26 protein-coding genes are annotated in these 25,804 nt (G+C 47.3%); 21 read left to right on the forward strand and 5 right to left on the reverse strand.

The features are described from left to right. The 8 genes from B4H10_RS03170 to B4H10_RS03205 form a co-directional block, all read left to right on the forward strand. On the forward strand, nt 1-788 hold a 788-nt coding region (locus tag B4H10_RS03170; protein ID WP_349678333.1), incomplete at its 5' end, for a nitrogenase component 1. After that, nucleotides 785-2,011 (forward strand): nitrogenase component 1, encoded by a 1,227-nt coding sequence (locus B4H10_RS03175; RefSeq protein ID WP_292018157.1) that lies wholly within the window; start codon nt 785-787, stop codon nt 2,009-2,011. The genes B4H10_RS03170 and B4H10_RS03175, both read left to right, overlap by 4 nt. A 13-nt stretch (nt 2,012-2,024) precedes the next feature. After that, the gene (locus tag B4H10_RS03180) at nt 2,025-2,789 is read left to right on the forward strand and encodes an AAA family ATPase (protein WP_059075437.1); all 765 of its coding nucleotides are present in this window, start codon (nt 2,025-2,027) and stop codon (nt 2,787-2,789) included. 409 nt (nt 2,790-3,198) lie between these two features. Further along, complete coding sequence (locus B4H10_RS03185; RefSeq protein WP_141700281.1) at nt 3,199-4,656, forward strand: aminotransferase class I/II-fold pyridoxal phosphate-dependent enzyme; 1,458 nt, start codon at nt 3,199-3,201, stop codon at nt 4,654-4,656. 14 nt (nt 4,657-4,670) lie between these two features. After that, nucleotides 4,671-5,525: a polyamine aminopropyltransferase gene (gene speE / locus B4H10_RS03190; protein WP_059075435.1), complete on the forward strand. Its 855-nt coding sequence runs from the start codon at nt 4,671-4,673 to the stop codon at nt 5,523-5,525. Next, nucleotides 5,525-6,388, forward strand: coding sequence for an agmatinase (gene speB, locus B4H10_RS03195; RefSeq protein ID WP_292018158.1), 864 nt, complete (start codon nt 5,525-5,527; stop codon nt 6,386-6,388). Before speE ends, speB begins: the two co-directional genes overlap by 1 nt. A 71-nt stretch (nt 6,389-6,459) precedes the next feature. After that, a complete protein-coding gene (locus B4H10_RS03200) occupies nt 6,460-7,719 on the forward strand; it encodes a saccharopine dehydrogenase family protein (RefSeq protein ID WP_292018159.1) in 1,260 nt (419 codons plus the stop codon). Then, a complete protein-coding gene (locus B4H10_RS03205; RefSeq protein ID WP_083501423.1) occupies nt 7,719-8,924 on the forward strand; it encodes a carboxynorspermidine decarboxylase in 1,206 nt (401 codons plus the stop codon). Before B4H10_RS03200 ends, B4H10_RS03205 begins: the two co-directional genes overlap by 1 nt. A gap of 60 nt (nt 8,925-8,984) precedes the next feature. On the opposite strand, the gene B4H10_RS03210 is transcribed toward B4H10_RS03205, so the two are convergent. After that, nucleotides 8,985-9,650, reverse strand: a complete 666-nt coding sequence (locus B4H10_RS03210; RefSeq protein WP_292018160.1) for a GntR family transcriptional regulator — start codon at nt 9,648-9,650, stop codon at nt 8,985-8,987. 260 nt (nt 9,651-9,910) lie between these two features. Between B4H10_RS03210 and B4H10_RS03215 the strand changes: the two genes are divergently transcribed. From B4H10_RS03215 to nadD, 9 genes are all read left to right on the forward strand, one after another. Next, entirely contained in the window at nt 9,911-10,294 is a 384-nt protein-coding gene (locus B4H10_RS03215) for a hypothetical protein (RefSeq protein ID WP_059075431.1), read from the forward strand. A gap of 15 nt (nt 10,295-10,309) precedes the next feature. Beyond that, a complete protein-coding gene (locus B4H10_RS03220; protein WP_059075430.1) occupies nt 10,310-11,314 on the forward strand; it encodes a hypothetical protein in 1,005 nt (334 codons plus the stop codon). 19 nt (nt 11,315-11,333) lie between these two features. Continuing rightward, nucleotides 11,334-11,696, forward strand: coding sequence for a hypothetical protein (locus B4H10_RS03225; RefSeq protein ID WP_059075429.1), 363 nt, complete (start codon nt 11,334-11,336; stop codon nt 11,694-11,696). Continuing rightward, complete coding sequence (locus tag B4H10_RS03230; RefSeq protein WP_059075428.1) at nt 11,689-12,192, forward strand: molybdopterin-binding protein; 504 nt, start codon at nt 11,689-11,691, stop codon at nt 12,190-12,192. The genes B4H10_RS03225 and B4H10_RS03230 overlap by 8 nt, the downstream gene beginning before the upstream one ends. Further along, on the forward strand, nt 12,192-12,782 hold the full coding sequence (locus B4H10_RS03235; RefSeq protein ID WP_292018161.1) for a hypothetical protein: 591 nt from the start codon (nt 12,192-12,194) through the stop codon (nt 12,780-12,782). Before B4H10_RS03230 ends, B4H10_RS03235 begins: the two co-directional genes overlap by 1 nt. 88 nt (nt 12,783-12,870) lie before the next feature. Then, nucleotides 12,871-14,109, forward strand: coding sequence for a lactate racemase domain-containing protein (locus B4H10_RS03240; RefSeq protein WP_292018162.1), 1,239 nt, complete (start codon nt 12,871-12,873; stop codon nt 14,107-14,109). 47 nt (nt 14,110-14,156) lie between these two features. After that, a complete protein-coding gene (locus B4H10_RS03245) occupies nt 14,157-15,341 on the forward strand; it encodes an amino acid permease (RefSeq protein WP_059075425.1) in 1,185 nt (394 codons plus the stop codon). 52 nt (nt 15,342-15,393) lie between these two features. Next, nucleotides 15,394-16,206: an alpha/beta hydrolase gene (locus B4H10_RS03250; RefSeq protein WP_075581335.1), complete on the forward strand. Its 813-nt coding sequence runs from the start codon at nt 15,394-15,396 to the stop codon at nt 16,204-16,206. 18 nt (nt 16,207-16,224) lie between these two features. After that, a complete protein-coding gene (gene nadD, locus B4H10_RS03255) occupies nt 16,225-16,839 on the forward strand; it encodes a nicotinate (nicotinamide) nucleotide adenylyltransferase (RefSeq protein WP_292018163.1) in 615 nt (204 codons plus the stop codon). A 126-nt stretch (nt 16,840-16,965) separates the two neighbouring features. On the opposite strand, the gene B4H10_RS03260 is transcribed toward nadD, so the two are convergent. Together B4H10_RS03260 and B4H10_RS03265 are read right to left on the reverse strand one after the other, a co-directional pair. Continuing rightward, a complete protein-coding gene (locus B4H10_RS03260; protein ID WP_059075422.1) occupies nt 16,966-17,514 on the reverse strand; it encodes an NADH peroxidase in 549 nt (182 codons plus the stop codon). A 123-nt stretch (nt 17,515-17,637) separates the two neighbouring features. Next, complete coding sequence (locus tag B4H10_RS03265) at nt 17,638-18,060, reverse strand: hypothetical protein (protein ID WP_059075421.1); 423 nt, start codon at nt 18,058-18,060, stop codon at nt 17,638-17,640. Between the two features lie 283 nt (nt 18,061-18,343). Here B4H10_RS03265 and B4H10_RS03270 point away from each other — a divergent pair, with 283 nt between their 5' ends. Further along, nucleotides 18,344-19,594 (forward strand): dicarboxylate/amino acid:cation symporter, encoded by a 1,251-nt coding sequence (locus B4H10_RS03270; protein WP_292018164.1) that lies wholly within the window; start codon nt 18,344-18,346, stop codon nt 19,592-19,594. Nucleotides 19,595-19,685: 91 nt separating this feature from the next. On the opposite strand, the gene B4H10_RS03275 is transcribed toward B4H10_RS03270, so the two are convergent. Both B4H10_RS03275 and B4H10_RS03280 read right to left on the reverse strand, forming a co-directional pair. Next, nucleotides 19,686-21,146, reverse strand: coding sequence for an alanine/glycine:cation symporter family protein (locus tag B4H10_RS03275; RefSeq protein WP_292018165.1), 1,461 nt, complete (start codon nt 21,144-21,146; stop codon nt 19,686-19,688). 237 nt (nt 21,147-21,383) lie between these two features. After that, nucleotides 21,384-22,577: a trans-sulfuration enzyme family protein gene (locus B4H10_RS03280; RefSeq protein ID WP_292018166.1), complete on the reverse strand. Its 1,194-nt coding sequence runs from the start codon at nt 22,575-22,577 to the stop codon at nt 21,384-21,386. 182 nt (nt 22,578-22,759) lie between these two features. On the opposite strand from B4H10_RS03280, the gene B4H10_RS03285 reads away from it, so the two are divergent. From B4H10_RS03285 to B4H10_RS03295, 3 genes are all read left to right on the forward strand, one after another. After that, nucleotides 22,760-24,277, forward strand: coding sequence for an alanine/glycine:cation symporter family protein (locus tag B4H10_RS03285; RefSeq protein WP_059075417.1), 1,518 nt, complete (start codon nt 22,760-22,762; stop codon nt 24,275-24,277). 188 nt (nt 24,278-24,465) lie between these two features. Continuing rightward, nucleotides 24,466-25,287 (forward strand): MerR family transcriptional regulator, encoded by an 822-nt coding sequence (locus B4H10_RS03290; RefSeq protein ID WP_292017284.1) that lies wholly within the window; start codon nt 24,466-24,468, stop codon nt 25,285-25,287. A 97-nt stretch (nt 25,288-25,384) separates the two neighbouring features. Next, the gene (locus B4H10_RS03295) at nt 25,385-25,660 is read left to right on the forward strand and encodes a GNAT family N-acetyltransferase (protein ID WP_059075415.1); all 276 of its coding nucleotides are present in this window, start codon (nt 25,385-25,387) and stop codon (nt 25,658-25,660) included. The last annotated feature ends 144 nt before the right edge of the window (nt 25,661-25,804 follow it).

Consider the following 25,804-nt stretch of genomic DNA (forward strand, 5'->3'; position numbering starts at 1 on the left):
GCCGGGCCGTGAATTACATCGTCAATTATTACCCTGTCGATGGAGATAATGAATTGACAGCCATGCTCTGTGCTGGCGGGTATGCCATTCACGATTTTGCGGACTGTCGTACGTATGATGAATATAAACAGATGGGGGAATCGGCAGCCAATATTTATTTCCTGGAAAATGCTGCACCGGCAGCCCGCGACATGAAGCGCCGTCTGGGACAGGATGCCCTGTATCTGCCGTATGCCTACGACTATGGGACATTGCGGAAGAACCTGCAGACGGCAGCGGATGTACTGCACCTTACCATGCCTGATTGCGATGCCTTTGAACAGCAGATAGAAGAGAAGGCGATGAAATTGCATAATATACTCGGGCAGACGCCGATTGCCATCGATTTTACAGCGACACCGCGGCCTCTGGGACTGGCACGGTTCCTGCTGACTCATGGATATAACGTGTATGCCGTGTATCTCGATGCCATTTCACCAGATGAAAAAGACAGTTTCTTTTTCTTGAAAGAACATTATCCAAACCTGTCCCTGCGTTCGACCATGCATTTCAAGCGGCGTCTCCTGCCGCGGGATGACAGCCGGAAATATGGAAAAGTCCTGGCTATCGGCCAGATGGCAGCCTACTTTACGGATACGAAGTATTTTGTCAATGTCATTGAAAACAGCGGCCTGTATGGGTATGTGGGTCTTATGAAGCTGCTGGACTGGATCGGTGATGCCGCTAGCAAAGAAAATCCGGACATGAGAGAGATTATTCAAGTCAAAGCCTGGGGGTGTCATGGATGAAACAAGCACAACGAGTCTTATCTACCTATGCCGTAGATATGTTTGGCATCGCTTCGGCCCTGTTTGAACTGGGTGGGCTGGTTGTCATGCACGATGCATCGGGCTGTAATTCGACGTATGATACCCATGATGAGCCGCGATGGTACGATACACAATCCATGGTGTACATATCAGGACTCAATGAAATCGACACCATTCAGGGGAACGACCAGCGGCTCATCCATGATATTGCCGAAGTAACCGATGCCGTCCATCCGGCTTTTATCGCTATCGGAGGCAGTCCCATGCCTAATGCAATCGGGACGGATTTCCGGGCCATTGAAAAAATGGTACAAGAACGGACGGGTATTTTTACGATGGGATTCCGGACGGACGGTATCCACAGTTATCTTCCCGGTGCGGGGAATGCTTACGTCCGCCTGGCGCAGCATTTCCTGAAATGTCCGGTCAGACAGCCACAGCGGCCGGCACGGAGAGTCAATATCCTGGGGCTGACACCTCTGGATTTTTCTGTCGTCGGCAATGCAACTGCTATCAAAACCATTTTGACAGAAGCGGGATTCATCATACAGAGTTCGTGGTCTATGGGAGATACGCTGGATAATATGGCTGGTGCGGCCAATGCCGATGTCAATGCCGTCGTCTCTTCTACGGGGTTGTATCTGGCCCAATATATGCAGGAACAGTACGGGATTCCTTATGTAGCCGGCATCCCTATGGGAAAACAGGGAACAGCAGACTGGCTGCAGGCATTGCGTGAAGGGGATACATCGTATCTGACAGGCCTTACGGGAAGAGAACCCCGGGAAAAGCCGCAGTACGCTCTGGCCGATCTCAATGCCTGGAAGACGGAAACGGTGTATGATGACCAGCCCTGTGATGCCCTGGTCATTGGCGAGCCGGTATATCTCCTTTCTATGGGAAATCTGCTGCGCCATGAGCTGGGTCTTTCTACGGTGCGGCTCTTATGCCCGCTGGCCGATGCGCCTCAGCTGCTCCTGCGCCATATAGAAACGGTCAGTGTCGAACCGGTCATCCGCGAAGAATGCCGCAAGGCGCAGCATGTCCTGGCAGACCCCATTTATGCCCGGCTGCTTCCGGAAAAACAGGATGCATTTATTTCTCTGCCCCACGAAGCGTATTCTGGGCGCCACTATCACGATGAAATGCCTGTGATTGCTGGGCCGGACATAGCGGACTGGTTGCGGGATCGTTTGAAATAGGAAAGGAAATACGATGAGAAAATTTGCGATTTATGGAAAAGGCGGCATCGGCAAATCGACGACAGCTGCCAATATTTCGGCTTCTCTGGCCAGACTGGGGAAGAAGGTCATCCAAATCGGCTGCGATCCCAAGGCCGATTCGACGTGGAATCTCCTTCATGGCGAGCCTGTCATGCCGGTCATGGATTATTACCGGACCTATACGGAAGAACCGGATTTCGAGCATATCGGTAAAACCGGGTATGGCGGTGTCTTCTGCATCGAAACGGGCGGACCTACGCCGGGGCTGGGCTGTGCAGGAAGAGGTATCATTGCTACCTTTGATCTCATAGATGAACTGGAAGTCTTCGACCGGATCCAGCCGGATGTCGTGTTGTATGACGTGCTGGGCGATGTCGTGTGCGGTGGCTTTTCGGCTCCTATACGGGATGGGTACGCCGACGAAATCTTCATTGTCACGTCGGGAGAAAAAATGGCTCTGTATGCTGCCGGCAATATCATCAAAGCAGTAGAAAATTTCAAAGACCGGGGATATGCCCAGGTCCGGGGAATCATCCTCAACAGGCGCAACGTAGAGAACGAGTATGATATCGTACAGGCTTTTGCCAACAGCCATAATCTGCCCATTATAGCCGATATACCGCGCAGTAAAGAAATCCAGTATTATGAAAACCAGGGCATGACCGTCGTCGAAGGTAATCCGGATCTGCCCGTGAGCCTCCTGTACCAGGAACTGGCCCGGAAACTGATGGATACGCCGGCAAGTGACGCCAGATAGTTGACAGGTGTTTTTCTTTATGATACGATTGGTATGATTTTGGAAAGATGACAGAACAGGTCTTTTCAAAGCAATTGTACAGGACCACTTTTTTTAAAGTTCAGGCCATACGGACAGCCGGGTCCACTGCCGATTGGCGGCATGATTGCTGCCTTATTGATTGAGCTGTATGCTCAGTTTTCAAGAGTTGGTTACTTCATAACCGAAATGTGCGCAGGCACACTTGTGAACCGATCAATAGGAGTAGTAAAAGTAGAATTGCTATATAGACTCTGATCATATTTTCCACTAAGACGGATGACGGACAGGATGTTTCCATCGTCTTAGTATATTGGAATTGTCAGGACGCAAGTTGTGCAGCAGCGCAGCTTGCGCTTTTTTATGCAGGCAATGGGGGGAGAATATGGTAATGTCAAAACAAGCGGCCATATCACAGCAACGGGCACCAATATATGAAGCTCTGCAGCGATTCCGTGATATGCGTGTTGTCCCTTTTGATGTACCGGGACATAAGAGAGGCCGGGGAAATCCGGAACTGACGGCTTTCCTCGGGAAACAGTGCGTCGGCGTCGATGTCAACAGTATGAAACCGCTGGATAATCTGTGTCATCCTGTTTCTGTCATCCGCGAGGCGGAAGAACTGGCAGCAGAGGCCTTTGGGGCCGCCCATGCCTTTCTGATGGTCGGCGGGACGACCAGTGCCGTGCAGAGCATGGTACTGACCGTCTGTAAGCGGGGAGATAAAATCATTCTGCCGCGCAATGTCCATAAAAGTGTCATCAATGCTCTGGTGCTCTGTGGAGCCATACCTGTATATGTCAATCCGGAAGTCGATGCACGGCTGGGCATTTCTCTGGGTATGCAGCGCCAGCAGGTAGCGCGGGCCATCGAGGAAAATCCTGACGCCGTAGCCGTATTGGTCAATAACCCGACCTATTACGGAATATGCAGTGACCTGCGGGCCATTGTCCGCATGGCTCATGATGCGGGGATGCGATGTCTGGCCGATGAAGCCCATGGTACGCATTTCTATTTTGGCCATGGCCTTCCCGTATCGGCTATGGCGGCTGGTGCCGATATGGCGGCCGTATCGATGCACAAGAGCGGTGGCAGCCTGACCCAGTCCAGCTTCCTTCTGACCGGGCCGGATGTGCATGCAGGCTACGTACGGCAGATCATCAACCTGACTCAGACGACATCGGGAAGCTATCTTCTCATGTCCAGTCTGGATATCAGCCGTCGCCACCTGGCACTTCACGGCCGTGAAATTTTTCATAAAGTCGTCGATATGGCCGATTATGCCCGTCAGGAAATCAATGCCATCGGCGGATATTATGCCTTTGGGCGGGAATTGATGAATGGCGATTCTGTCTTTGATTTTGACAGTACGAAACTTAGCGTCCATACCCGTGACATCGGGCTGGCAGGTATTGAAGTCTATGACCTCCTGCGCGATGAATACGATATTCAGATTGAGTTCGGTGATATTGGCAATATTCTGGCCTATCTGTCGATGGGAGACCGCATACAGGAACTGGAACGGCTGGTCAGTGCCCTGGCAGAAATCCGCCGCCATCATCAGAAAGATCCGGCAGGAATGCTGACTCAGGAATATGTGGAACCGGAAGTCGTCATGAGCCCCCAGGACGCGTTTTATGCTGATAAGGTCAGTCTGCCTCTGGCACAGAGTGAAGGGCGCGTATGCAGTGAATTCGTCATGTGTTATCCTCCGGGCATTCCCATTCTGGCGCCGGGCGAACGGATTACGGCAGAAATCCTGGAACACATATGTTATGCCAAAGAAAAAGGCTGCAGCATGACCGGATCAGAAGATCCCGATTTGCAGCACATCAATGTCCTGGCGTGAAAGGAAGGGATATCATGGAATTTTGGTTCAGTGAATTTCATACGCCCGATGTCAAGCACAGTATCCGCGTCAACCGCCATCTGTATTCCCGGCAGAGCGAATATCAGCGCATCGATATTTTTGAAACACCGGAATTTGGCCGCGTCCTGACCCTTGATGGCAACGTCATGCTTACCGAACGGGATGAATTTATCTATGATGAAATGATTACTCATGTGCCCATGGCAGTACATCAGCAGTGCCAGGATATCCTGGTCATCGGTGCCGGGGACGGCGGAGTCGTGCGGGAATTGACGCGCTATGACCGGGTACGGTCTGTCGATCTGGTAGAAATGGATCCGGCCGTTGTCGAAGCCTGCCGCAATTATCTGCCGGGCAATGCCTGCCGCCTCGATGACAGCCGCGTTCATATCCATTTTGAAAATGCCCTGAAGTTTATCCGCAGCTGCGAAGCGGAATATGACCTGATCATCGTCGATTCGACCGATCCGTTCGGACCATCTGAGGGGTTGTTTACGAAGGAATTTTATGGCAGCTGTTATCATGCCCTGCGCGATGACGGCATCATGGTCAATCAGCAGGGGAGCCCATTTTATAAAGAAGACGCTCTGGCCATGCAGCGCAGCCACCAGCGCATCGTCAGTACCTTCCCTATCAGTAAGGTCTATCAGGCTCATATCCCGACCTATGCGGCCGGATACTGGCTGTTCGGATTTGCCAGCAAAAAATATCATCCCGTCAATGACCTCGACGCGGCGGCGTGGGAAAAGCTCCATCTCCACACGCGGTACTATACGACGCGGCTCCATGTCGGTTCATTCTGGCTGCCGGCATTTCTGGAAGACATGCTCCAGGAGGTAGAACCCTGATGCTGAAACCTAATGTAGAAACATTCCTGGCCTGTGATGCTTCCTATGAAGAATCACGCATCGTCCTTTACGGTGCTCCCTTCGATTCGACGACGAGTTTCCGCCCCGGCGCCCGCTTTGGCCCGCCGGCCATACGTCATGAAAGTTTTGGCCTGGAAACGTACAGTCCGTATCAGGATAAAGATCTGGAAGACTGCCGGATTTTTGACAGTGGCGATATGGAATTGTGTTTCGGCAGTTCGGAACAGGCCCTGGCCGATATAGAAGAACGGGCGTCGGTGATTCTTGCTGATGGTAAGCTGCCTCTGCTCCTCGGCGGGGAACATCTGGTGACACTCGGTGCCGTACGGGCAGCTGCCCGGCAGTGGCCGGATCTGCACATCATCCATTTTGATGCCCATGCCGATCTGCGGGACGACTATCTGGGAGCAAGGCTCAGTCATGCCTGCGTGCTTCGGCGATGCCATGACATCCTGGGAGATGGGCGGATCCATCAATTCTGTATCCGCAGCGGGGAACGGGAAGAGTTCCGCTTTGCCTGGGAGCATACGGACATGCATCCCTTCGGATTCGGAGGACTGGAACAGGTCGTTGACGAACTGAGGAAACAGAATCTTCCCGTCTATGTTACGATTGACCTCGATTGCCTGGATCCGGCGGCGTTTCCCGGAACGGGGACGCCAGAAGCGGGCGGCGTCTGGTTTCCCGCCCTGCTCAGAGCCATACAGCTCGTTTCCCAGACCCGTGTCATCGGTGCCGATGTGACCGAACTGGCGCCGATGCTGGATGCCAGTGGCGCGTCTACGGCACTGGCCTGCAAAGTCGTGCGGGAGCTGATGCTGGCACTGTATCCGCTGTCATAGTTGAAAATATATGTGGTTCACTATAGATTTCCATATATCTGTTTTTTTGTTCAAACTGAAAGGAGACTACTATGAGTAAAGTTCTTGTCATTGGTTGTGGCGGCGTTGCCTCCGTAGCGATTCAGAAATGCTGTCAGGTGAGTGATGTATTTACGGAATTGTGTCTTGCCAGCCGTACAAAATCCAAATGTGATGACCTGGCTGCCAAATTGAAAGGCCACACGGATACGAAAATTACGACAGCCCAGGTAGATGCTGATGACGTAAACCAGCTTATTGCCCTCATCCAGAAGGAAAAGCCGGATCTGGTCATGAATGTGGCGCTGCCGTATCAGGACCTGACTATCATGGATGCCTGCCTGGCCTGCGGCGTCAATTACATGGATACGGCTAACTACGAACCGGAAAATACCGATGATCCCCAGTGGCGTGCCATCTATGAAAAACGCTGCAAAGAAGCGGGTTTCTCGGCATATTTTGATTACAGCTGGCAATGGGCATATCGCAAAAAATTCGAAGATGCCGGTCTCATGGCCCTCTTAGGCTGCGGCTTTGACCCGGGCGTAACCCAGGCATATTGTGCCTATGCCAAAAAACATGAATTCGATCATATCGATACGATTGATATTCTCGACTGCAACGGCGGTGACCACGGCTATGCCTTCGCGACTAATTTCAACCCGGAAGTAAACCTCCGCGAAGTATCGGCTCCCGGCAGTTACTGGGAAGACGGACACTGGATTGAAATACCGGCCATGAGTATTAAACGGGAATACCATTTCGATCAGGTCGGGGAAAAGGATATGTACCTCCTGCACCATGAAGAAATCGAAAGTCTGGCCCAGACCATCCCTGAAGCGAAGCGGATCCGTTTCTTTATGACCTTTGGACAGAGTTATCTCGATCATATGAGATGTCTGGAAGATGTGGGAATGTTATCTACGACGCCGGTTGAATTTGAAGGCCATCAGATCGTGCCGATTAAATTCCTGAAAGCCCTGCTTCCCGATCCTGCCAGCCTGGGACCGCGGACGAAAGGCAAGACCAATATCGGCTGTATCTTTACGGGAACGAAAGATGGCAAAGATAAGACCTGGTATATTTACAATGTCTGCGATCATCAGGAATGCTACCGTGAAGTGGGCAGTCAGGGCGTCAGCTATACGACGGGGGTACCGGCCATGTGCGGTGCGCTCATGATGCTTACGGGAAAATGGCAGAAACCGGGTGTCTATACGGTAGATGAACTGGATCCGGATCCGTTCCTCGATGCACTGGACAAATATGGCCTCCCACGCAGCATTGATGAAAACCCGGTACTGGTACCGTGATGGGCGATACGATGTATACGCCGCCGTTCCGCTATCTGGAGGGAGGTACTCCGGAGGACTGGTTTGGCCGGCTGCCGACGCCGTGCTATATCCTGGAGGAGCGGGCTCTGCGGCATAATGGAGAAATCCTGGCCGGACTGGCAGAACGGACGGGCTGCCGGGTCCTCCTGGCGCAGAAAGCCTTTTCCAATTACGATCTGTATCCGGCTTTGGAACCCTATCTGGCCGGTACGGAGGCGAGCGGATTGTATGAGGCACGCCTTGGAGCAGAGAAGATGCCCGGCAAAGAAGTGCATGTGTTTTCGGCGGCCTACCGGGATGACCAGTTTGTGGAACTACTGCACTATGCAGACCACATCGTATTCAATTCGCCAAGCCAGCTCATGCGCTTCGGGCGTCAGGCAAAAGTAGCAGGCCGGAGCATAGGCCTCAGGATTAATCCTGAATGGTCTACTCAGGACGGGCATGATATTTATGACCCCTGCGCTCCCGGCAGCCGGCTGGGAACGACACGGGAGCAGTGGAACGCCTTGATGACCGACGAGGGGAAAGCGCTCCTCGACGGACTCCATTTCCATACATTGTGTGAACAGGATGCGGATGATCTGGCTACGACCCTGAAAGCAGTAGAGACGACATTCGGTGATATCCTGCCCCAGATGAAGTGGCTCAACATGGGTGGCGGTCATCACATTACCCGTCCCGGATACCAGATAAATCTTCTCGAAGACTGTATCCGCACGGCGCAAAAAAAGTGGAATGTCCAGGTCTATCTCGAACCGGGAGAAGCCTGTGCCCTTCATGCAGGCTATCTGGCAACGCGTGTGCTGGATGTGCTGACCAATGGCAATACGAAGATTGCCATTGTCGATACCAGCGCGGCCTGCCATATGCCGGACGTACTGGAAATGCCATACCGGCCGCCACTGTTTGGAAGCGGAGAAGCCGGCGCGCGTCCTTATACGTATCGTCTGGGCGGGCCGACCTGCCTGTCTGGTGATGTCATAGGAGATTACAGCTTCGATAAGCCTCTTGAAGCAGGTGATTTGCTCCTTTTCGGTGACATGGCTATTTATACAACTTGTAAAACTAATACATTCAATGGTATGCCTCTTCCGGACCTCTACGTTCGCCATGAAACGGGCACGATAGAAGAGTTATGCCATTTCGGTTATGATGATTTCCGCTATCGTCTGGGAAAATAGAAACAAAAAAACTTGCCGCACAACGATTTTTACCGTTGTGCGGCAAGTTTTTTTGCGCGTTCAGTCTGTTAGCAATTTGCTGGACAGGTTGTTTTGCAATGGCGTATCCAGATGGAGTATCATCTTTTCCTGACTCAGGACGGGATCGCCGGTGCACAAGGCTTCGTAGATGGCCTTGTGTTCTTTCAGGGTCCGCTCTATGACGCCTTCTTTACGCAGGGAAACGAGAGAGAAATCACTGCTGCGGACGCGGTTGTTTTTGATGATATGGTAAAAATGCTTATTTTTTGTCGAGGAAATAATGATATTATGGAATTCCATATCAAGGATATAATATTCGTCGGCTGACTGATGGTCGTATACGGCCTTTTCCTGGAGTTTCAAATTTTTATCGAGCATGGCTATTTCACTACGGGATGGATCTGCAGCATAGCAGGAGGACAGGAAAGCGGCACAATACCCCTCGATGGCACAGCGCAGCTGGTAGAGTTCGATGATTTCCCGGCGGGTCACTTCGTGGAGCTGGAATCCCCGGCTGGGAAGGACATCGACGAGGTTTTCCTGACTGAGGCTGAGAAGCGCATCGCGGACCGGCGTGCGCGACATATTCAATGAGGCTGTGATGGCTGCCAGAGAATAGATTTTTCCCTTTTCAAAGGCTCCGTCCATAATCTGGGCTTTTAAATATTCATAAGCTTTATCTTGTAATGATTTGCGTGATTGCATGACATCACATCCTTTTGTTTTTTACAGATACTATATTTATTATATACTTACTGGCAAAGTAATTCCAATAGGACGGTTAAAACTATTTTGTATAATAAAATAACCAGCAATGATATTTTAGCAATATAACTATTATTGACAAACATATATGAGCGATTATAATAATAGTATACCGGTATATCGGTATACCGGTATATCGGTATACCGGATGTGCGTAAATTATAAATTCTAGAATATTATTTTAGAGAGGAGAGAGTATTATGTTCAGGTTCATGCACACAAAACTCCCGGAATTTATTAAAAAAATGTATGTTGCTGTCCACGATGTGGACGACACAAAGACGATGGAAGTCCATGGTCTGGAAAGTCTGCACAGCGCCAAGATGCAGTCACTGCGTACGGGCCGCATTGAAGAAGCTGTTCATGAAATCGCCGGACGGGATGATGTCAAGCATGTCGAAGTTCTGGTCCTGCCCCGTGTCCCCGAAACGATGCATACGGTTCTCATTAAGGGCAAAGATGAAAACGGCAAGACGACCAAGATTATTATGGAAGTCATCAATATTATCCATCCGACGGAAGAAACGGAATTTGACGGTTGTACGGATATTGAAGACAGAAGACCAAAACTGGGTCTGCACTAAGGAGGCGCATACATCATGAAATATAGAGTTCTTCCCGGCGGGGATATAGATGATAAGATTATACCTGTATCGGTCGTATTTCTCGATGTCAAGGAAATTGAAAAAAGTGGTCTTTCCCAGGATGATGCTATCCGCAAAGTAGCAGCTACCATTCAGGGGCCGGCAGCTATCAATGTATTTGATATGGATGCTGTGACGACTACTAGTGACGGCATTGTCGTCGAAGGGGCCATCGTCCGCATGGGGGCCTCCGATAATGGTAAAGTTAATAATGAATTCGGCATCCTGCCCATGCAGGAAATCATTCTCTCCGATGAACTGGTAGAAAAGGAACCCCATCTGAAACAGTGGAAGAAATTGTTCCCTGAAAAGAAGATGTTCCGCGGGCCGAATCCGAAAGATAAGAAGATTCCTGTCCATAACGTCGTCATTACCGGCCGGGCGTCCAATAATAATTCGGCAACAGAAATGATGAATATCATCACTATGGATGAAGTCCTGTTCCCGATTCTGGGCCAGCTCGAATGCATGCATCACGGCGATGTCCTCGTAGGCATGACCGGCCAGGTCATTTCGGTCGGTATCGGCATGACCGTTGCAGAAATGTATGGCCGTGTATTCCCTCATCCTCAGTTTGAAGCCGGCGATACGGCTCATGGCTCCGGTGCCTATGCCAAGACGCTGAAACAGTACATTCCCTGCATCGTCTGCGATAAGAAAGTCATTGCCCGCCTGACCATCCGTGCTCTCCAGTGCGGCTGTGTACCGGCCCGGGATATCGGCTGTTCGCCTGTTGTTCTGTCCATTGCCCGTGCTATGGGGACTCCTATTGATTTCGACCGCATCACACCGGCTGCTCAGGCTGAACTGGACAGCATCGGCTGTACGCGCGAATGGATGAAACAGACCTCCCATATGACGGCAGAGGAAGTCATCGCTCACGCCGATGAAATCCTGCCGGGTGTGGAACAGGCCAAGAAGTATCATGCAGATGATCTGCTGGTAGAAAAAGAAATCTGATAGAAACAGGGGATTTGCCATGGCTGATGAAAATATTATTGTCTATACGGATAAAACAGTCGTCAAAGTGCAGGGCCTCGATGTCAAGGGACTGGATACGCGGGCGCTGGAAAAAATCCTGATGGATAAATTCCATTCTGTCGTCCGGGTCATCGGCGTTACCGGTTCATCTATCGATATGGATATATACGGCATCGATCCGGAACAAATAGAGAAAGATGAACATGGCCTGATCCAGGCCATCTCAACGACAGAAGGGGTCACAGCGACAGAACTGGCCAAGCTGGCAGGGGCAGAAAAAATTGTGCCTGTCGATATCAATCACATTCCTCAGCGGGATCATGACTACTGTGCCCGGGAAAGGTGGCTCCATCATGATTGATACGGCGACGATTATTCCTACGGGTGACGAAATCAAAGCGGGTATCGTCTTTGATACGGACAGCGCGGCCGTCGTACAACAGCTGGTGCGCTACAATCCGGAAATGCAGATTACCCGCATCGCACCGGTAACGGATGAAGAAGATAAAATAGAACAGGCTATCCGCAAGGCAGCTGCCGCATCGGATCTGGTCGTTCTCATCGGGGGAAGCGGTGGCGGACACCGCTACAGTTCTACACTGGGAAAAGATTTTACTCATACGGCGTTGGAAGCGATGTTATCGCCCAGTGCCAGCCGGCAGCTCTTTGGCAAGAACGGACATTTGTGGAGCTGCCTCGTCTGTGGCCGATTGGGGGATGCGCTGGTTTTAAACCTGCCAGGTCCGTTTGTCGAAGCCAGCGCAGCGATTGAAGCATTTGTGAAAAACGCCGCGTCAGACGATTTGGAAAGGATCAACGCAGCCATGGCGGAGGCTGTGAGAAAGCAGTACCCCTGATGAATGATTACAGGGTACGTCTGTATCGGACCTGTCTGTATCAGATGCCGGCAGCTGTTGGCATCTGGTGCAGGGCAGGGGACCTGGAGGGCCTTGATGAGCATTTCAGGCGGAAGCTGACAGCGTATAGAGGGAAAGACGTGCGGTGTATTACGGACCCGGTAGCACTCGATCAGTACCTGGCAGACTATGTAACCTGGCTCTGCCCCGTTTCCGTCGTGGCGGCGGCTGCTAATATAGCGGCCTGGCAGAATGGGCCGCGGACAGGCGGCATTATCGGATCGCTGGGAAGAGAAGTCCATGTCATTGACGAACATATGGCGGAAATCCTTCCTCAGGTCTGGTGTCTGTCGTATCCCGGAGGTCCGGGACTTCTGTTGCAGGGAAGTCGGCAGGCAGCCTGGAAAGTACGGGAATTTCTGGAATATCCGGGTAAACAGTATACCTGCGATGAAATACGGGCGTATTTAAAACAGCAAAAAGTTGTTACTTATTTATATGTTACCGATGGCAGTGGAGGAGAGGGAATCCTTGCTGGTGGCGATGGACAAAAAGAAGAACAGATTTGTTTATCAAATAACAACATATAGATTTAAATAACAACGGTATGATTTAAAAAGAACGTATATAAGATCAATTGTTCGTGATGATCGTGAAGAAAGAGAGATGAAACGTGACATGTTAGATTTGAAAAAGCAGGAACTGCCTCATCTCATACGGGTGCGGCAGCATTTTCCGACAGATTGTATCAGTGATATTCCAGCCGCAGTGCGGCAGGAACTGGATAAACTGACGCCGGATGATAAACTGCGCGATAAACAGATTGCCATTACGGCAGGCAGCCGGGGTATTGCCAATATTGCGACTATCATCCGCAGCATCGCTGACTATGTCAAGACGAAGGGAGGTCATCCCTTCATTGTTCCAGCCATGGGGAGTCATGGTGGTGCAACGGCCCAGGGGCAGATCGATGTATTGAAAGGATATGGCATTACGGAAGAAACGATGGATTGCCCTATCCGTTCATCCATGGAAACGGTATATCTGGGAGAAACGGAAAATGGTGCGCCCGTATATTTTGACAAGAATGCCTATGAATCGGATGGCATCATTGTCTGCAACCGGGTTAAACCGCATACTGATTTTTCGGCACCCAATGAAAGCGGCATCGTAAAAATGATTGCCATCGGCCTGGGCAAAAAAGACGGCTGCTCGGCCATGCATGCCCATGGACTGGCCCAGTCTATTGCCCAGTCCTGCAAGGTATCGCTGGAGAAAGCCCCCATTCTCTGCGGTCTGGCTATCATCGAAAATTCCAATGATCAGACATACCTCCTCCAGGGTGTGCCTGTAGAAACGTATATCGAAACCGATGCAAAACTCCAGCTTCTGGCCCGCAGCCTCGTGCCACATCTGCCGGGAAGTCAGTATGATCTGGTTGTCGTAAAGGAAATAGGCAAGATTTACAGCGGGACCGGGATGGATACTAAAGTCATCGGCCGCATCCGCGTTCGTGGCGTAGAAGAACCGACGAGTCCGGATATTCATATGCTCGTTGCTCTGCGCATGAATGAACATTCCTATGGAAATGCGTTAGGCATCGGCCTGGCCGATATTACGACGAAAGGTCTGGTCAGCCAGATTGACCGGGAGTCTATGTATTCCAACCTCATTCCTACGACGTATCTTGAACGGGGGAAGATTCCTGTATATTTCGACACGGAAGAAGAAGCAATCAGCCAGGCTTATGCGCTGGCCAATCCCGGACCGGATGGACGCATTGCAATCATAGAAAACACGCTTCACGTACAGGAGTTGTTGGTCTCGGCTCAGGTAGTGAAAGAAAATCCGGAACTGGAAGTTTTGGAACAAGATGTGCCTGTTGCATACACACCGGACGGCATACTCGATGTGTAACGAATGTAGAGTGACCTGATTCATCTATTCACTGGAGGTGTCATATCATGAATGATGGGAAACAGATTTCGAAAGTTAATGTCGTAGGGGCGTTATCCATTGCGGCACTCATGTTCAGTAGTTATGTAGGGCCGGGGTTTGCCGCAGGGACGCAGACCGTTGCCTATTATCTGAAAGCCGGTTCGGCAGGCGTCATCTGGGGACCACTCCTCGTCGGAATCCTTACTTTTGTCTGGTGCTGGCTGACCTTTGAATTCAACCGGATATACAAACCAAAAGATTATCGCGAACAATCCGATATGATTTATAAAAATCCGGCTGTACGGCAGGTACTGGGAATATTTAAAGATATTTTCTCCATGGTTCAGATTTTCCTCGTAGCCGCCGGTATGATTTCTGGTGCCGCTATTATTCTGGAACAGACCTTTGGTATTCCTAATATGATCGGAACCCTTCTCTTTGGCGTTTTCATGATTGGTTTTACGTTGAAAGGCGCGAATCTGGTCATGAAACTGGGCAACACCCTGACTATTTTGATTATTGCCATCATTATTTTCATTTTCTTCATCAGTATCGGCATCTGTTGGCCGGCTGCAGATCAATTCATTGAATCGGGTTCGACCGCTGCTGATTATGGCCTTACGACGGGCTATGCCTGGGTCATCGTTTTCTCGTCGATCATTCTCTTTACCTGTGGTGCCAATGCGGCTGTTCCGTCCTGCCTGGTAACCATCCGGAGCAAGAAAGATACCTTCCTGGCCGCTCTCGGTACGGCTGTTCTCTGCGGTGGCGGTACGATGCTCTGCACCATCTTGTTTGCCGCTGGCATGCCTCATATTACAAAAGAAAGCATCCCCATGCTGTATCTCCTTCACGATATCGTCCATTCTGCTGACTGGACACGGTATCTCTATGTAGCCATTGCCGTATCGGCCATGCTTAGTACCGGTGTTGGCCTGTTGTTTGGTATCAGTGAACGGTATCAGCTCCTGGCAGCCCGTCACAATATCATGGCCAATAAGACAGCTTTTTATCGCCGTGCTGTCATCGGCGTCATTGTTACTCTCATAAGTGTTGCATTCAGCCGCCTGGGTATCCTGACCATCGTTGCTAAAGGCTATGTCGCCTTTACGCTTATTTCGGCACCGTTCCTGATTTACATTCTTTTCCTGGCCGTTCCCTGGAGAATCTACAAAGACAAACAGGATGGCACCTATCCGGAACAGAAATAACTTCGTATGGCTATAATTTATACTATCATATCAGTTAAGGGAGGAAGTCATTATGCCGTCACTTCACATTGAATTTTACTCAGATGTTCTACGTATTGATACGGGAATCGAAGTTATTTATCCACAAAATTGTACCCGGACGCCGGAACCGCTGCGAGATGTCATCAAACCGCCGTTCCCCGTACTGTATCTCCTCCATGGCATCATGCGTGACCAGACGGGATGGATCCGCTTTACCAACGTGGAACAGTATGTCATGGATATGGGTCTGGTCGTCGTCATGCCTACGACAGGCCGCGGCCATTATATCAACCAGCCGCATGGTTACCGGTATTTTGATTATATTACGCAGGAACTGCCAAAAGTCATCGGCAATATGTTCCAGGTATCGCAGAAACGGGAAGATACGTTCATTGCCGGCCTCTCCATGGGTGGCTATGGCGCTCTCCATGCCGCTGCCCTCTGCCCGGATCAGTATGCGGCTGCAGCCAGCCTGTCCGGTGTCGTAGATATCGGAGTCATGTATGAATCAAAGGAACTCTATTCTGATGCAGAACGACTCATGACTTTTGATAATAAAGATCCCCGGGGCGGTGAAAATGATCTGGTCGTAGAATTCCAGAATGCCGTCAAAGCTGGTAAAAAACTGCCGAAAATGGTTTGCGCCGTAGGCAATCAGGATTTCCTCCATGATTATAATATTGCCTTCTACAATAAAGTCAAAGACCTGACGGATATTGAACTGTGGACGGAAGACGGCGACCATACGTGGGATTTCTGGGACCGCAACATCAAGCGCGTTCTTCAGTGGCTGCCCATTAAACAGCGTCTGGATGACTATAAACCGCAGTTTGTCGTAAAATAAGAGGAAGGGGTGAGCAGCATGGGCCGGAATGATGACAACAAAAAAGGAATTGTCCTGTTTGGTGGGACATTCAATCCCATTCATCAGGGTCATATCCGGCTCTGCTGCAGTGCCTGGAATGCGGTGCATCCCCGTCTGGTGATTCTTATGCCGACCCAGCCTTTTTATAAAGAACTGGATACGGATGCGGCGCAGCGCATTGAAATGTGTCAGAAAGCGGTGGAAGACCTGCCTTTTCCCGTAGCTGTCGATGGCTATGAGATTCAGCAGGGGAGTACATGCCGCACCTATGATACGCTTTGTGCAATGAAAGAGAAGTTTCCTGACGATCCGCTTTACCTGCTCATGGGATCTGATACATTCCTTTCCTTCAGTTACTGGTATCGTTGGCAGGAATGTGGACGGATGGCGAGCATTCTCGTCGGGATGCGCAAAGGGGATGACCGGGAACAGATAGAAATGGTAAAATGCCGGGTGGAAGAAGAAGGCCTCACGGTAAAGCTGATGGATCATCAGGCCGATGCTATTTCCTCTCACGACATCCGCCAACATCAGGAAAAACAGAAGGATGAACTGGCACCGGCTGTCTATGCGTACATCCGGGAACATCATCTCTATGGAAATGATGGGTAACGTTAAATACAAAGAAACGAGAGCTGTCACGATAGGTGAGGGCTCTCGTTTTTTGATAGTAGAGGATAGACGGGAATGAAAAAACCTGCTGCATCGCAGCAGGCTTTTGATATATTTCTATGCAGCTTATTTTGCGAAATAACGGGCGAGGAGACCATCGAATACACGGCCATGACGAGCTTCGTCTTTTGCCATTTCATGAACGGTATCATGGATAGCATCATAGCCGAGCTGTTTAGCCAGCGTTGCGATTTCTTTTTTGCCAGCGCAGGCACCCTGTTCAGCGAGGGCACGCATTTCGAGGTTTTCTTTTGTATCAGCTGTTACGACTTCGCCGAGGAGTTCAGCAAATTTAGCAGCGTGTTCGGCTTCTTCAAAAGCGATGCGTTTGTAAGCTTCGGCAACTTCCGGGTAACCCTGGCGGTCAGCAACACGGCTCATAGCGAGGTACATGCCGACTTCAGAACATTCACCGGTGAAGTTGAGGCGGAGACCTTCAACAACTTTTTCATCGAGGCCTTTGGCAACGCCTACCTGATGTTCGTCAGCATAGGTTTTCGGTCCTTCCGGAACGAGAGTGAATTTTTCTTTCGGAGCACCGCACTGAGGACATTTTTCCGGAGCATCGTTACCTTCAAAAACATAACCGCAAACGCCACATACAAACTTTTTCATAATTGTTACCTCCTAATCATATCAAACATAATTATATAATGGGAATATCTTAAATATCTCGTAACAAATAACTATTATTTATTACGAACACATTATAACAGGTTACTGAGATAAATGCAAGGGTTAATCTTCTTTTGTGCTCCAAGTTTTCCATTCTTCCATCCAGTTTTTCAAAGCTTTCTGGGGAAGGGTATAATCACAAAGTGTTGATTTAAGAGCTTTTCTCAATTCGTCTTCTTTATCACCTAAGGGATAAATGGATTTATATTCATCATATACATCCCAGAAGTCGCGCATGTGGAGATTGGCATACGTACTGCCATAGATTTTGAAACACGTATCGCACAAGGTGATAAAAACGGCTTCTTCATCGTGCTGATTTGCATCGTCAAGACCGCAGCAGCGGGTATAGAGACGAATCTTGTTGCCAAAGAGACGGCGCAGGTAATCATACACATCAGAAACCATTGTAGGCTGTAACTGCAGGAGCTGACAGCCGGGAGCAAAATAAATTGGGTACTGGGCAATGTTGTCAAACGTATCCATAATTGACACCTCTTTTTAATTAATATTTTTTATTTGTTATTTACAAATATTATAACACGAATCACTAGGATTTGCAATAAGCGTTCTGTGTTTCTCCGTAAAATTTAGGGTAAAAAGTCAGGAATACATTATTTTAGTGTTTTATATAACAATAATAATGGCATTCTTCACTTTCATAACATATTTCTTCTTTTGATATCAAAATTTATATTGTAGACTGGGAAGAAATACTATAAAATGAAAGAGCTTGTAATTGTAACCGTATTTTATAAGGAGATATAGCGTGAAGAAAATAGGGCTGAGTACACAGATTTTTTTGGGATTGGCACTGGGTGCGCTCATGGGGTATGTGGTTCCTGATCTGGCAGGTCATTTAAAGCCGTTTGGCGATGCGTTCCTGCGGATGATCAAGATGATTGTCGTACCGCTTATCTTCAGCACCCTCGTTATGGGGATTGCCGGGACTGGCGATTTTAAGAAATTGGGACGTCTGGGCGGAAAGGCTATTATTTGGTTTGAATTTGCGACGACCATTGCCCTGGCTATTGGTTTATTTGTCATGAATGTAACGGAACCCGGCGTGGGCGTGCCTTTGTCGGCAGCCACGGCTGGTTCGGATGCAGTTGCGGCGGCAGGCCAGCACAGCATCGATATGGTGCAGTATGTACTTCACATTATCCCCACGAATATTGTCGATGCAGCGGCACGGCAGGATATGCTCCAGATTATTTTCTTTGCCTGTTTCTTCGGCGTTGCCGTCGCTCATATTGGAGAAAAAGGGACGCTCATTGTCAATTTCTGTCAGAGTGTAGCAGAGGCTATGTTCAAAGTGACTAACTATGTCATGCATTTTGCCCCTCTGGGGGTCTTTGCCATGATTGCGTATACGGTAGGCAGTTATGGTATAACTATGCTGATCCCACTGGGAAAACTGATTCTTTCCGTCGCCGGGGCCACGGCGTTGTTTATTGCCGTTGTAGCCACGATTGCCAGTGTATTTACAAAAATTAATTTTTTCCACCTGATTCTGGCCCTGAAAGATATTCTTTTCCTTGCTTTTTCTACTGCCAGCAGTGAAGCGGCTTTGCCCGGCGCGATGAAACGTCTTCACCGTCTTGGCGTACCCGAAGCGACGGTGACTTTCGTCATGCCGACGGGATACTCTTTCAATCTCGATGGCTCGACACTGTACAGCTCGGCCGGAATCTTGTTTATCGCCCAGCTTTATGGCATTGCCATGCCTATCGAGCAACAATTGCTGGTCATGGTGACACTCATGCTTTCCACTAAAGGCATTGCCGGCGTCCCCGGTGCCGGTATTATCGTCGTCGCCGCAACAGCTGCCGCCTTCAATCTGCCCACAGAAGGGGTAGCCATTCTCCTGGGAATTGACCGCATTCTCGATATGATCCGGACCATCTGTAATGTATGCGGCAACTGCATGGCAACGGTTGTCGTATCCTGCTGGGAAAAAGAACTGAATAAAGATAAGTTTAATAGATTATATAAAGAATTTAGAGAAGAAAAATTGTAACATTTGAAAATGCTCATAAATAAAGGACTCTATTTCAGTAAACTATAGCTGGAATGGGAGTCCTTTTTAATGGGAATAATAAATGTTTGTCCTATTTATCTGGCGGCGTATTGCGGAATATCTTAAATGATGGATTTACCGTTCCTATCCCCATATAACGGGCTTTATAGTCTTTTAGCAAATCTTTGAATTTGTTCCTTAGGAAAAATAAAGCTAACAAGTTAAATCCTACAGGGAATACGAGTGTGATGTTTACCAGAGTCCAGAATAAATCAGGGCCATTTCCCGTTAAAACGATAGAAGATACAATAATAATGTTAGGCAGAGGATATAAATACTTTAAAAGTGTCGTCATGCGATCGCGAAAATGAGGGTAATCTTTGAAGACAAATTGAATAATAGAAATATAATAAGTAAACCAGCCTGTGGTCGTTGTCAAACCAAATAATACGGCGACCAGACCAATCAGCACGACGCCAGGATAGCCGTATACGCTGTTATAAGCCATGATTGTCAGGGTAGCACCGAACTGGCCGGAATCCCAGACACCGGTTACTAATACAGAGAGTGCTGTTATCGTACTGATGACAATGGTATTGATGAATACGTCGAAACTGCCCCAAAGCCCTTGCCGGACTGGATGAACCGTATCAGCAGACCCATATATGAGAGGACTGGATCCTTGCCCGGCTTCGTTGGAATTAATGGATCTGGCTAATCCATCATTAATTGTCTGGATAATCGTAGCTCCGGCAAAACCACCAACAGGTGCCGTATCTGAAAAAGCACAAGTGAAAATCTGATGGAATGCGTGGGGAACTTGTTCTATATTAGCAACGATGACGCCAAGGCCGAAGAGTATGAAAAGAACGCACATAAATGGGACAACCCGGACGGCAAAAGATGCTATCCGCGGTACTCCATTAAAAATGATATAAAACAAAGCGGCAGAATAGATAAGAGTTATGATAATCATATCGAAGCCGAATGAACGGTTCAATATTTCGGCAATAGTAAATACCTGGGATCCACCGAGAAATTGGGCGACGAAGCCGAATGAAAAGAGTAGTGCCAGATATTTTGCTATGGTTGGAAAATGCATGTCCTTTCCAATGCCGTCTGCGATAAAGTATACGCTGCCCCCAAAGTATTCCCCTTTTTCATTTTTATAACGATAGTAACAGCCCAGGGAGGTTTCAGCACACTTGATGATCATACCAAGTACTGCCCATACCCACATCCAGAAAATTGCCCCGGGACCACCAGTAGCAACGGCAGTGGCAACGCCTCCGATAGCGGTACAGCCTACGGCACCGCCAATAGCAATACAGCCGGCCTCGATGGGGGAAACAGTCCCTTTTCTCTTGGAAAACGTTTCTTTTGATTCGGGACTCCAGAGGGAACAGATTGTGTGTTTGATAATATGACAGAAGTGGAAAATAGGAAAACATCGGCTTGCAAACATGAAATAAATGCCAATAAAAATAATAAAAATAATAAAGGGCCATCCCCAGAGAAAGGCATTTATTCCGGTGATAATATTGTATAGCATATCGTAACCTCCTGGGTTATTCATGCTTTTGGCAATAATACGCGTTTATGCCTGCATAAATAATAAATAATATAATTAGATAAATATAATCAGATAAACGATAATAAAAAATCACAAACAATAAAAACGAAAAATAAGTATGATATTTTTGCATACATATAGCTGCAAAGAAGCAGGGTTATAACATTTTATTTCAAATAATTGTTATAACCCCGCTGCTGTTACAGAGAGTACCTTTTATTTATATGCAATTTCTAACGCATTCAGGAAATCATTGACTAAATCATCTGTTTCTTCTATGCCGCAGGAAATTCGGAGAAGTCCATCGGTAATACCCATCTTAAGTCGTTCTTCCCGCGGTACATCATAATGGGAAGACATGACTGGATACGATAAAGTTGTCCGGTAACCGCCTAAGGTCATAGCATAATGAGCAAAACTCAGAGCACGCATAAATTTGTTCATTTTGTCACGATCTTCCGGGAGTTCGATGCTCAGCATGCCACCAAAACCATTAAATTGTTTTTCAGCTAATTCATGCTGTGGATGATTAGGAAGGCTGGGATGATTTACTTTTAATACATAAGGGCTGGCATCCAATGCTTTTGCCAGGGCAGTAGCATTTTTAGCCTGCTGGCGGACACGAAGCTGGATTGTACGGAATCCCCGCGATACGAGCCAGCTTGAAAATGGATCTGCCTGCGTGCCAATTAACACTTGTAAATCATAGGCCTTCTTTATGAGAGAAGCTTTACCGGTTGCAGAACCGCATACGGCATCACTGTGACCATTAGCAAATTTAGTAAGGCTATTGACGACAATATCAGCGCCCAGATCGAGTGGACGGCACTGGACACAAGTCATGAATGTATTATCTACTACAAAAATCGCATTATTATCATGCGCTATATCTGCGATTGCTTTAAGATCTGGTACGGTAATCATCGGATTGGATACGGTTTCCGTGTATAAAAGAGCGGTGTTCGGACGGATAGCTTTCTTTACACTGTCAATGTCCGTAAAGTCGGCGAATGTCGTTTCTACACCATAATGACTCAAAACTTTTGTGAAAATATCAATCGTTTCTCCGTAGAGCGTCATGTCAGACACGATATGATCGCCCGCTTTAACGTTGGAAATAATTGTGGTGGCAATGGCGCCCATGCCGGAACTGCAAGCAATAGAATCTTCACCATTTTCTGCGTAAGTCATTAATTCGATTAATGCGCTGCGGTTTGGATTGCGATTACGATTGTAGCAAAAACCATGTTCATCATAACGTTTTTGTAAATCATCCAGGTCTTCTACATTAAAGGCTGTAGTCATATAAATAGGAGTGGCTTCCGGGTTGGTAGCCGGTTCATTAATGTAGATGCCTTTTGAAAGAACATCTGTACCGAAACTGAATTTTTTGTCTGTTTGTTTAAACATGTTGTAAGACCTCCTGTATTTGACGTGTCTCCAGTATATTGTCTATAGCCACAATAGAGTCAATGTCAAAATGTCTGTTTTTTCACGTTGACTCTATTGTAGCTATATAGTTTAAGATTAGAGCCACAAGACAAATGCATTTGTAAGTTGGGACAACTTTATCTGAACTGGAGGTAGTGCATATGTTAGCACATACGCTGAATGCTATAAACGATTTTTTCTGGAGCATTCCATTCATTGCATTCGTTATTTTTGTAGGGGCTTATTTTACGATAGGGTCTAAATTTTTTACGATTTTTCATTTTGGACATATTATAAAGAACACGTTTATGAGTATGTTCAGCAAGGATGCCCATCAAAAGTCGGAAGGTCATGTTTCTCCGTTTGAAGCGATTTGTGTTTCTGTTGGCGGTAACGTCGGCATGGGAACCATCGGTGGTGTAGCAACAGCTGTTGCTACTGGTGGACCGGGTGCCGTATTCTGGATGTGGTTATGGGCTTTCTTTGGCATGATGGTCAAAATGGTTGAAACGACCTTAGGGTGTTATTACCGCAGCCGTAATGAAAAAGGTGAATATTACGGTGGTGGCACTTATATGCTGGAAAAAGGGATTGCTCATGAATTGCATCATCGTAAATTTGGCACGGTTCTGGCTGTTCTCTTTGGGATAGGTTTTGTTGCTCAGTTTTTAGGTGGTTCCCAGGTATACACCATTTCAGAAATTTTAAAAACAAGTTTTGGTATTGACCAGATGCTGGTTACAGTGTTATATACGGCTTTATTGTATTATGTCATTTACCACGGAATTCCCGGTGTAGCAAAATTTGAAAAATACGCAACTCCTTTTAAATGTTTGTTATACCTCGTAGGATGTTTGTTCTTGATCGTTTTTAATTATCAGAATATTCCACATATGTTTTATCTGATTTTCCATGATGCTTTTACAGGCACTGCAGCTGTTGGCGGTTTTGCCGGTGCCACTATTGCCAAAGTTATTGGTGATGGCGTTGCTCGTTCCATTAATGCCAATGAAGCTGGGCAGGGTTCTTCTCCTTTTATTTATGGATCTGCTGATACTCCGCATCCAGTACGTCAGGCTTTATGGGCATCATTCGACGTGTTTGTAAACACGATGATTGTTTGCTCTCTCACTGCTTTGTGTGTTATTGCTACAGGCGTTTGGGACTCTGGTATTAAAGGGGCATCTCTGAGTATTGCCGCTTTTGAAACGGCTTTCGGTTTCGGTGGGGATATCTTCCTTGGTATCGTAGCGATTCTCTTCGGGATTACCGTAACGAGTGGTTGGTTTACATTCTATGTAGCTGTCATCAATCATGGTTTTAGAAGCCGCCCGATTCTTCGCGACCGTTTAGTAAAAATTTTCAAATTTGTATATCCAATTCCAAATTTAATCATTGTTGGTTCTATTGTTTATACTGGCAACGGCCCGGATCTTTTCTGGACAATCGTTAATATTACATTGATTGCTCCGGTTGCTACAAACTTACTGGGATTGTTGGTATTGCGTAAGAAATTCTGGGCATTACTGAAAGACTATAAAGCCCGGTATATGGGTATTGGCAAAGTAGATCCAGATTTCTGCATTTTTTATGAAGATGATCCGGAAGTCTTTGCTCAGGAAGAAGCAATCCGGCAGAGAGCCCGTGAAATTGATGCCAAAGCTCATGCTAACAAGTAAAGTTGAATAGTACTTTTATAAAATGTATATAAGCCACTCATAAAATTTTCAAAAAATTTTATGAGTGGCTTATATACTATATTCAATTCGCTGTCCGTCATCGAATATTCCAATTTGTTTTTTGCATTTGACCATTTTTAAAGTCCATGATATGGTTATGATATTAGTCAGATGCGAGGAGATTCCGTATGAAAAAATTTTACGCCATTGGTGAAGTGTCCAAAATAATGGGTGTATCCGTACAAGCTTTACGATACTATGCTAAAATTAATCTGCTTGAACCGGAATATATTAGCCCCCGTACAGGATACCGGTATTATACATATGAACAATTTCATTTTATCGACCGCATTAAATATTTGCAGAAATTCGGCTTTTCACTGGATGAAATACGTACGATATTACTGCGAAATGATATTGATAAGCTCGTAACTATGCTGGATCAAAAAAAGGAAGACTTTCAAAAACAGATTGAACAGTTGCATGATACGATAGATATGATTACCTGGTATCACGATTATTTTATCCGCAGCCAGAAGGAAAATAAAAGCCATATCAGTCATTTACCGAAACGCTATCTGGTCGTAGCTAAAATAAAAGAAGGGGAGACAAAAGAAAGCTATCACATACGTCTGCATAAAATAAAAAACTCAAGTGAATTAAAAAATGAAGTATACAAACGACAGTTTTCTCTGATTCTGTCATATGCAGATTTCCTGGAAGGTAAAAATAATCCGACTCATATTGGTATGTTTTTAAATAATAAGCCTGAAACAGCCTCCAAGCATGTTATTGAAATCCCGGAAGGCGACTATTTTTGCATGACCTCTCACATTTTATGTGAACAGTGTAATCCCTATGAAGCAAAAGTATATTTCCGGCATTTACATTGCAAACCTAAATTGGTTCTGGCTAATGAATATGAAAATAGTTTATGTGAATATACCCGTTGTCCCTATGAAATACAAATTTTAATTCCGCCGGGCATAGAGCATCCGATGACAATATGATACTTTAATATGTGAAGACCATTTACAGGGACACGTTGCAAAACCAACAGACAAGAATCTGTGTATCTGATATACTGTGAACTAGAGGTGATGTATCATGAATTTGCAGTATAGTCCCAATAAGATTTGGATAGAGAATGAAGAAGGAAAGACCGTCGGGGAAGTTGATTTTTTCCAGGACGAACAGGGCGATTATGACATCGTCCATACGGAAGTCGATGATAGTATGCGCGGTCAGGGAGCGGCTGGCCGTTTGGTTCAGGCAGCGGCTGATTATATTCGCAGTACGGGGCATCAGACCAAGGCTTCGTGCTCCTATGCGTCCCGCTGGTTCATGCGTCATAAAGACTACAGCGACGTATATCTTCCCTGATTTTTATTGACAGCTCTGCGGAGTACGTGTAAAATAATGTTCGTTAAGCCATATCGACAGTTCGCTTGTACCATCCTGTCGTAAAACAAAACCAGGACTGTTTATTTGTGTGAGACAGCTCTGCTTTGGCAGGGCTGTTTTTTT

Source organism: Megasphaera sp. UBA4382 (genome assembly GCF_002391155.1).
Taxonomy (GTDB): domain Bacteria; phylum Bacillota; class Negativicutes; order Veillonellales; family Megasphaeraceae; genus Megasphaera; species Megasphaera hexanoica.

Bases quoted from the DNA above. Each gene is read 5' to 3' on its own strand.
- B4H10_RS03175 (WP_292018157.1), top strand. From the start codon at position 785: ATGAAACAAGCACAACGAGTCTTATCTACCTATGCCGTAGATATGTTT.
- B4H10_RS03180 (WP_059075437.1), top strand. From the start codon at position 2,025: ATGAGAAAATTTGCGATTTATGGAAAAGGCGGCATCGGCAAATCGACG.
- B4H10_RS03185 (WP_141700281.1), top strand. From the start codon at position 3,199: ATGTCAAAACAAGCGGCCATATCACAGCAACGGGCACCAATATATGAA.
- speE (WP_059075435.1), top strand. From the start codon at position 4,671: ATGGAATTTTGGTTCAGTGAATTTCATACGCCCGATGTCAAGCACAGT.
- speB (WP_292018158.1), top strand. From the start codon at position 5,525: ATGCTGAAACCTAATGTAGAAACATTCCTGGCCTGTGATGCTTCCTAT.
- B4H10_RS03200 (WP_292018159.1), top strand. From the start codon at position 6,460: ATGAGTAAAGTTCTTGTCATTGGTTGTGGCGGCGTTGCCTCCGTAGCG.
- B4H10_RS03205 (WP_083501423.1), top strand. From the start codon at position 7,719: ATGGGCGATACGATGTATACGCCGCCGTTCCGCTATCTGGAGGGAGGT.
- B4H10_RS03210 (WP_292018160.1), bottom strand. From the start codon at position 9,650: ATGCAATCACGCAAATCATTACAAGATAAAGCTTATGAATATTTAAAA.
- B4H10_RS03215 (WP_059075431.1), top strand. From the start codon at position 9,911: ATGTTCAGGTTCATGCACACAAAACTCCCGGAATTTATTAAAAAAATG.
- B4H10_RS03220 (WP_059075430.1), top strand. From the start codon at position 10,310: ATGAAATATAGAGTTCTTCCCGGCGGGGATATAGATGATAAGATTATA.
- B4H10_RS03225 (WP_059075429.1), top strand. From the start codon at position 11,334: ATGGCTGATGAAAATATTATTGTCTATACGGATAAAACAGTCGTCAAA.
- B4H10_RS03230 (WP_059075428.1), top strand. From the start codon at position 11,689: ATGATTGATACGGCGACGATTATTCCTACGGGTGACGAAATCAAAGCG.
- B4H10_RS03235 (WP_292018161.1), top strand. From the start codon at position 12,192: ATGAATGATTACAGGGTACGTCTGTATCGGACCTGTCTGTATCAGATG.
- B4H10_RS03240 (WP_292018162.1), top strand. From the start codon at position 12,871: ATGTTAGATTTGAAAAAGCAGGAACTGCCTCATCTCATACGGGTGCGG.
- B4H10_RS03245 (WP_059075425.1), top strand. From the start codon at position 14,157: ATGAATGATGGGAAACAGATTTCGAAAGTTAATGTCGTAGGGGCGTTA.
- B4H10_RS03250 (WP_075581335.1), top strand. From the start codon at position 15,394: ATGCCGTCACTTCACATTGAATTTTACTCAGATGTTCTACGTATTGAT.
- nadD (WP_292018163.1), top strand. From the start codon at position 16,225: ATGGGCCGGAATGATGACAACAAAAAAGGAATTGTCCTGTTTGGTGGG.
- B4H10_RS03260 (WP_059075422.1), bottom strand. From the start codon at position 17,514: ATGAAAAAGTTTGTATGTGGCGTTTGCGGTTATGTTTTTGAAGGTAAC.
- B4H10_RS03265 (WP_059075421.1), bottom strand. From the start codon at position 18,060: ATGGATACGTTTGACAACATTGCCCAGTACCCAATTTATTTTGCTCCC.
- B4H10_RS03275 (WP_292018165.1), bottom strand. From the start codon at position 21,146: ATGCTATACAATATTATCACCGGAATAAATGCCTTTCTCTGGGGATGG.
- B4H10_RS03280 (WP_292018166.1), bottom strand. From the start codon at position 22,577: ATGTTTAAACAAACAGACAAAAAATTCAGTTTCGGTACAGATGTTCTT.
- B4H10_RS03285 (WP_059075417.1), top strand. From the start codon at position 22,760: ATGTTAGCACATACGCTGAATGCTATAAACGATTTTTTCTGGAGCATT.
- B4H10_RS03290 (WP_292017284.1), top strand. From the start codon at position 24,466: ATGAAAAAATTTTACGCCATTGGTGAAGTGTCCAAAATAATGGGTGTA.
- B4H10_RS03295 (WP_059075415.1), top strand. From the start codon at position 25,385: ATGAATTTGCAGTATAGTCCCAATAAGATTTGGATAGAGAATGAAGAA.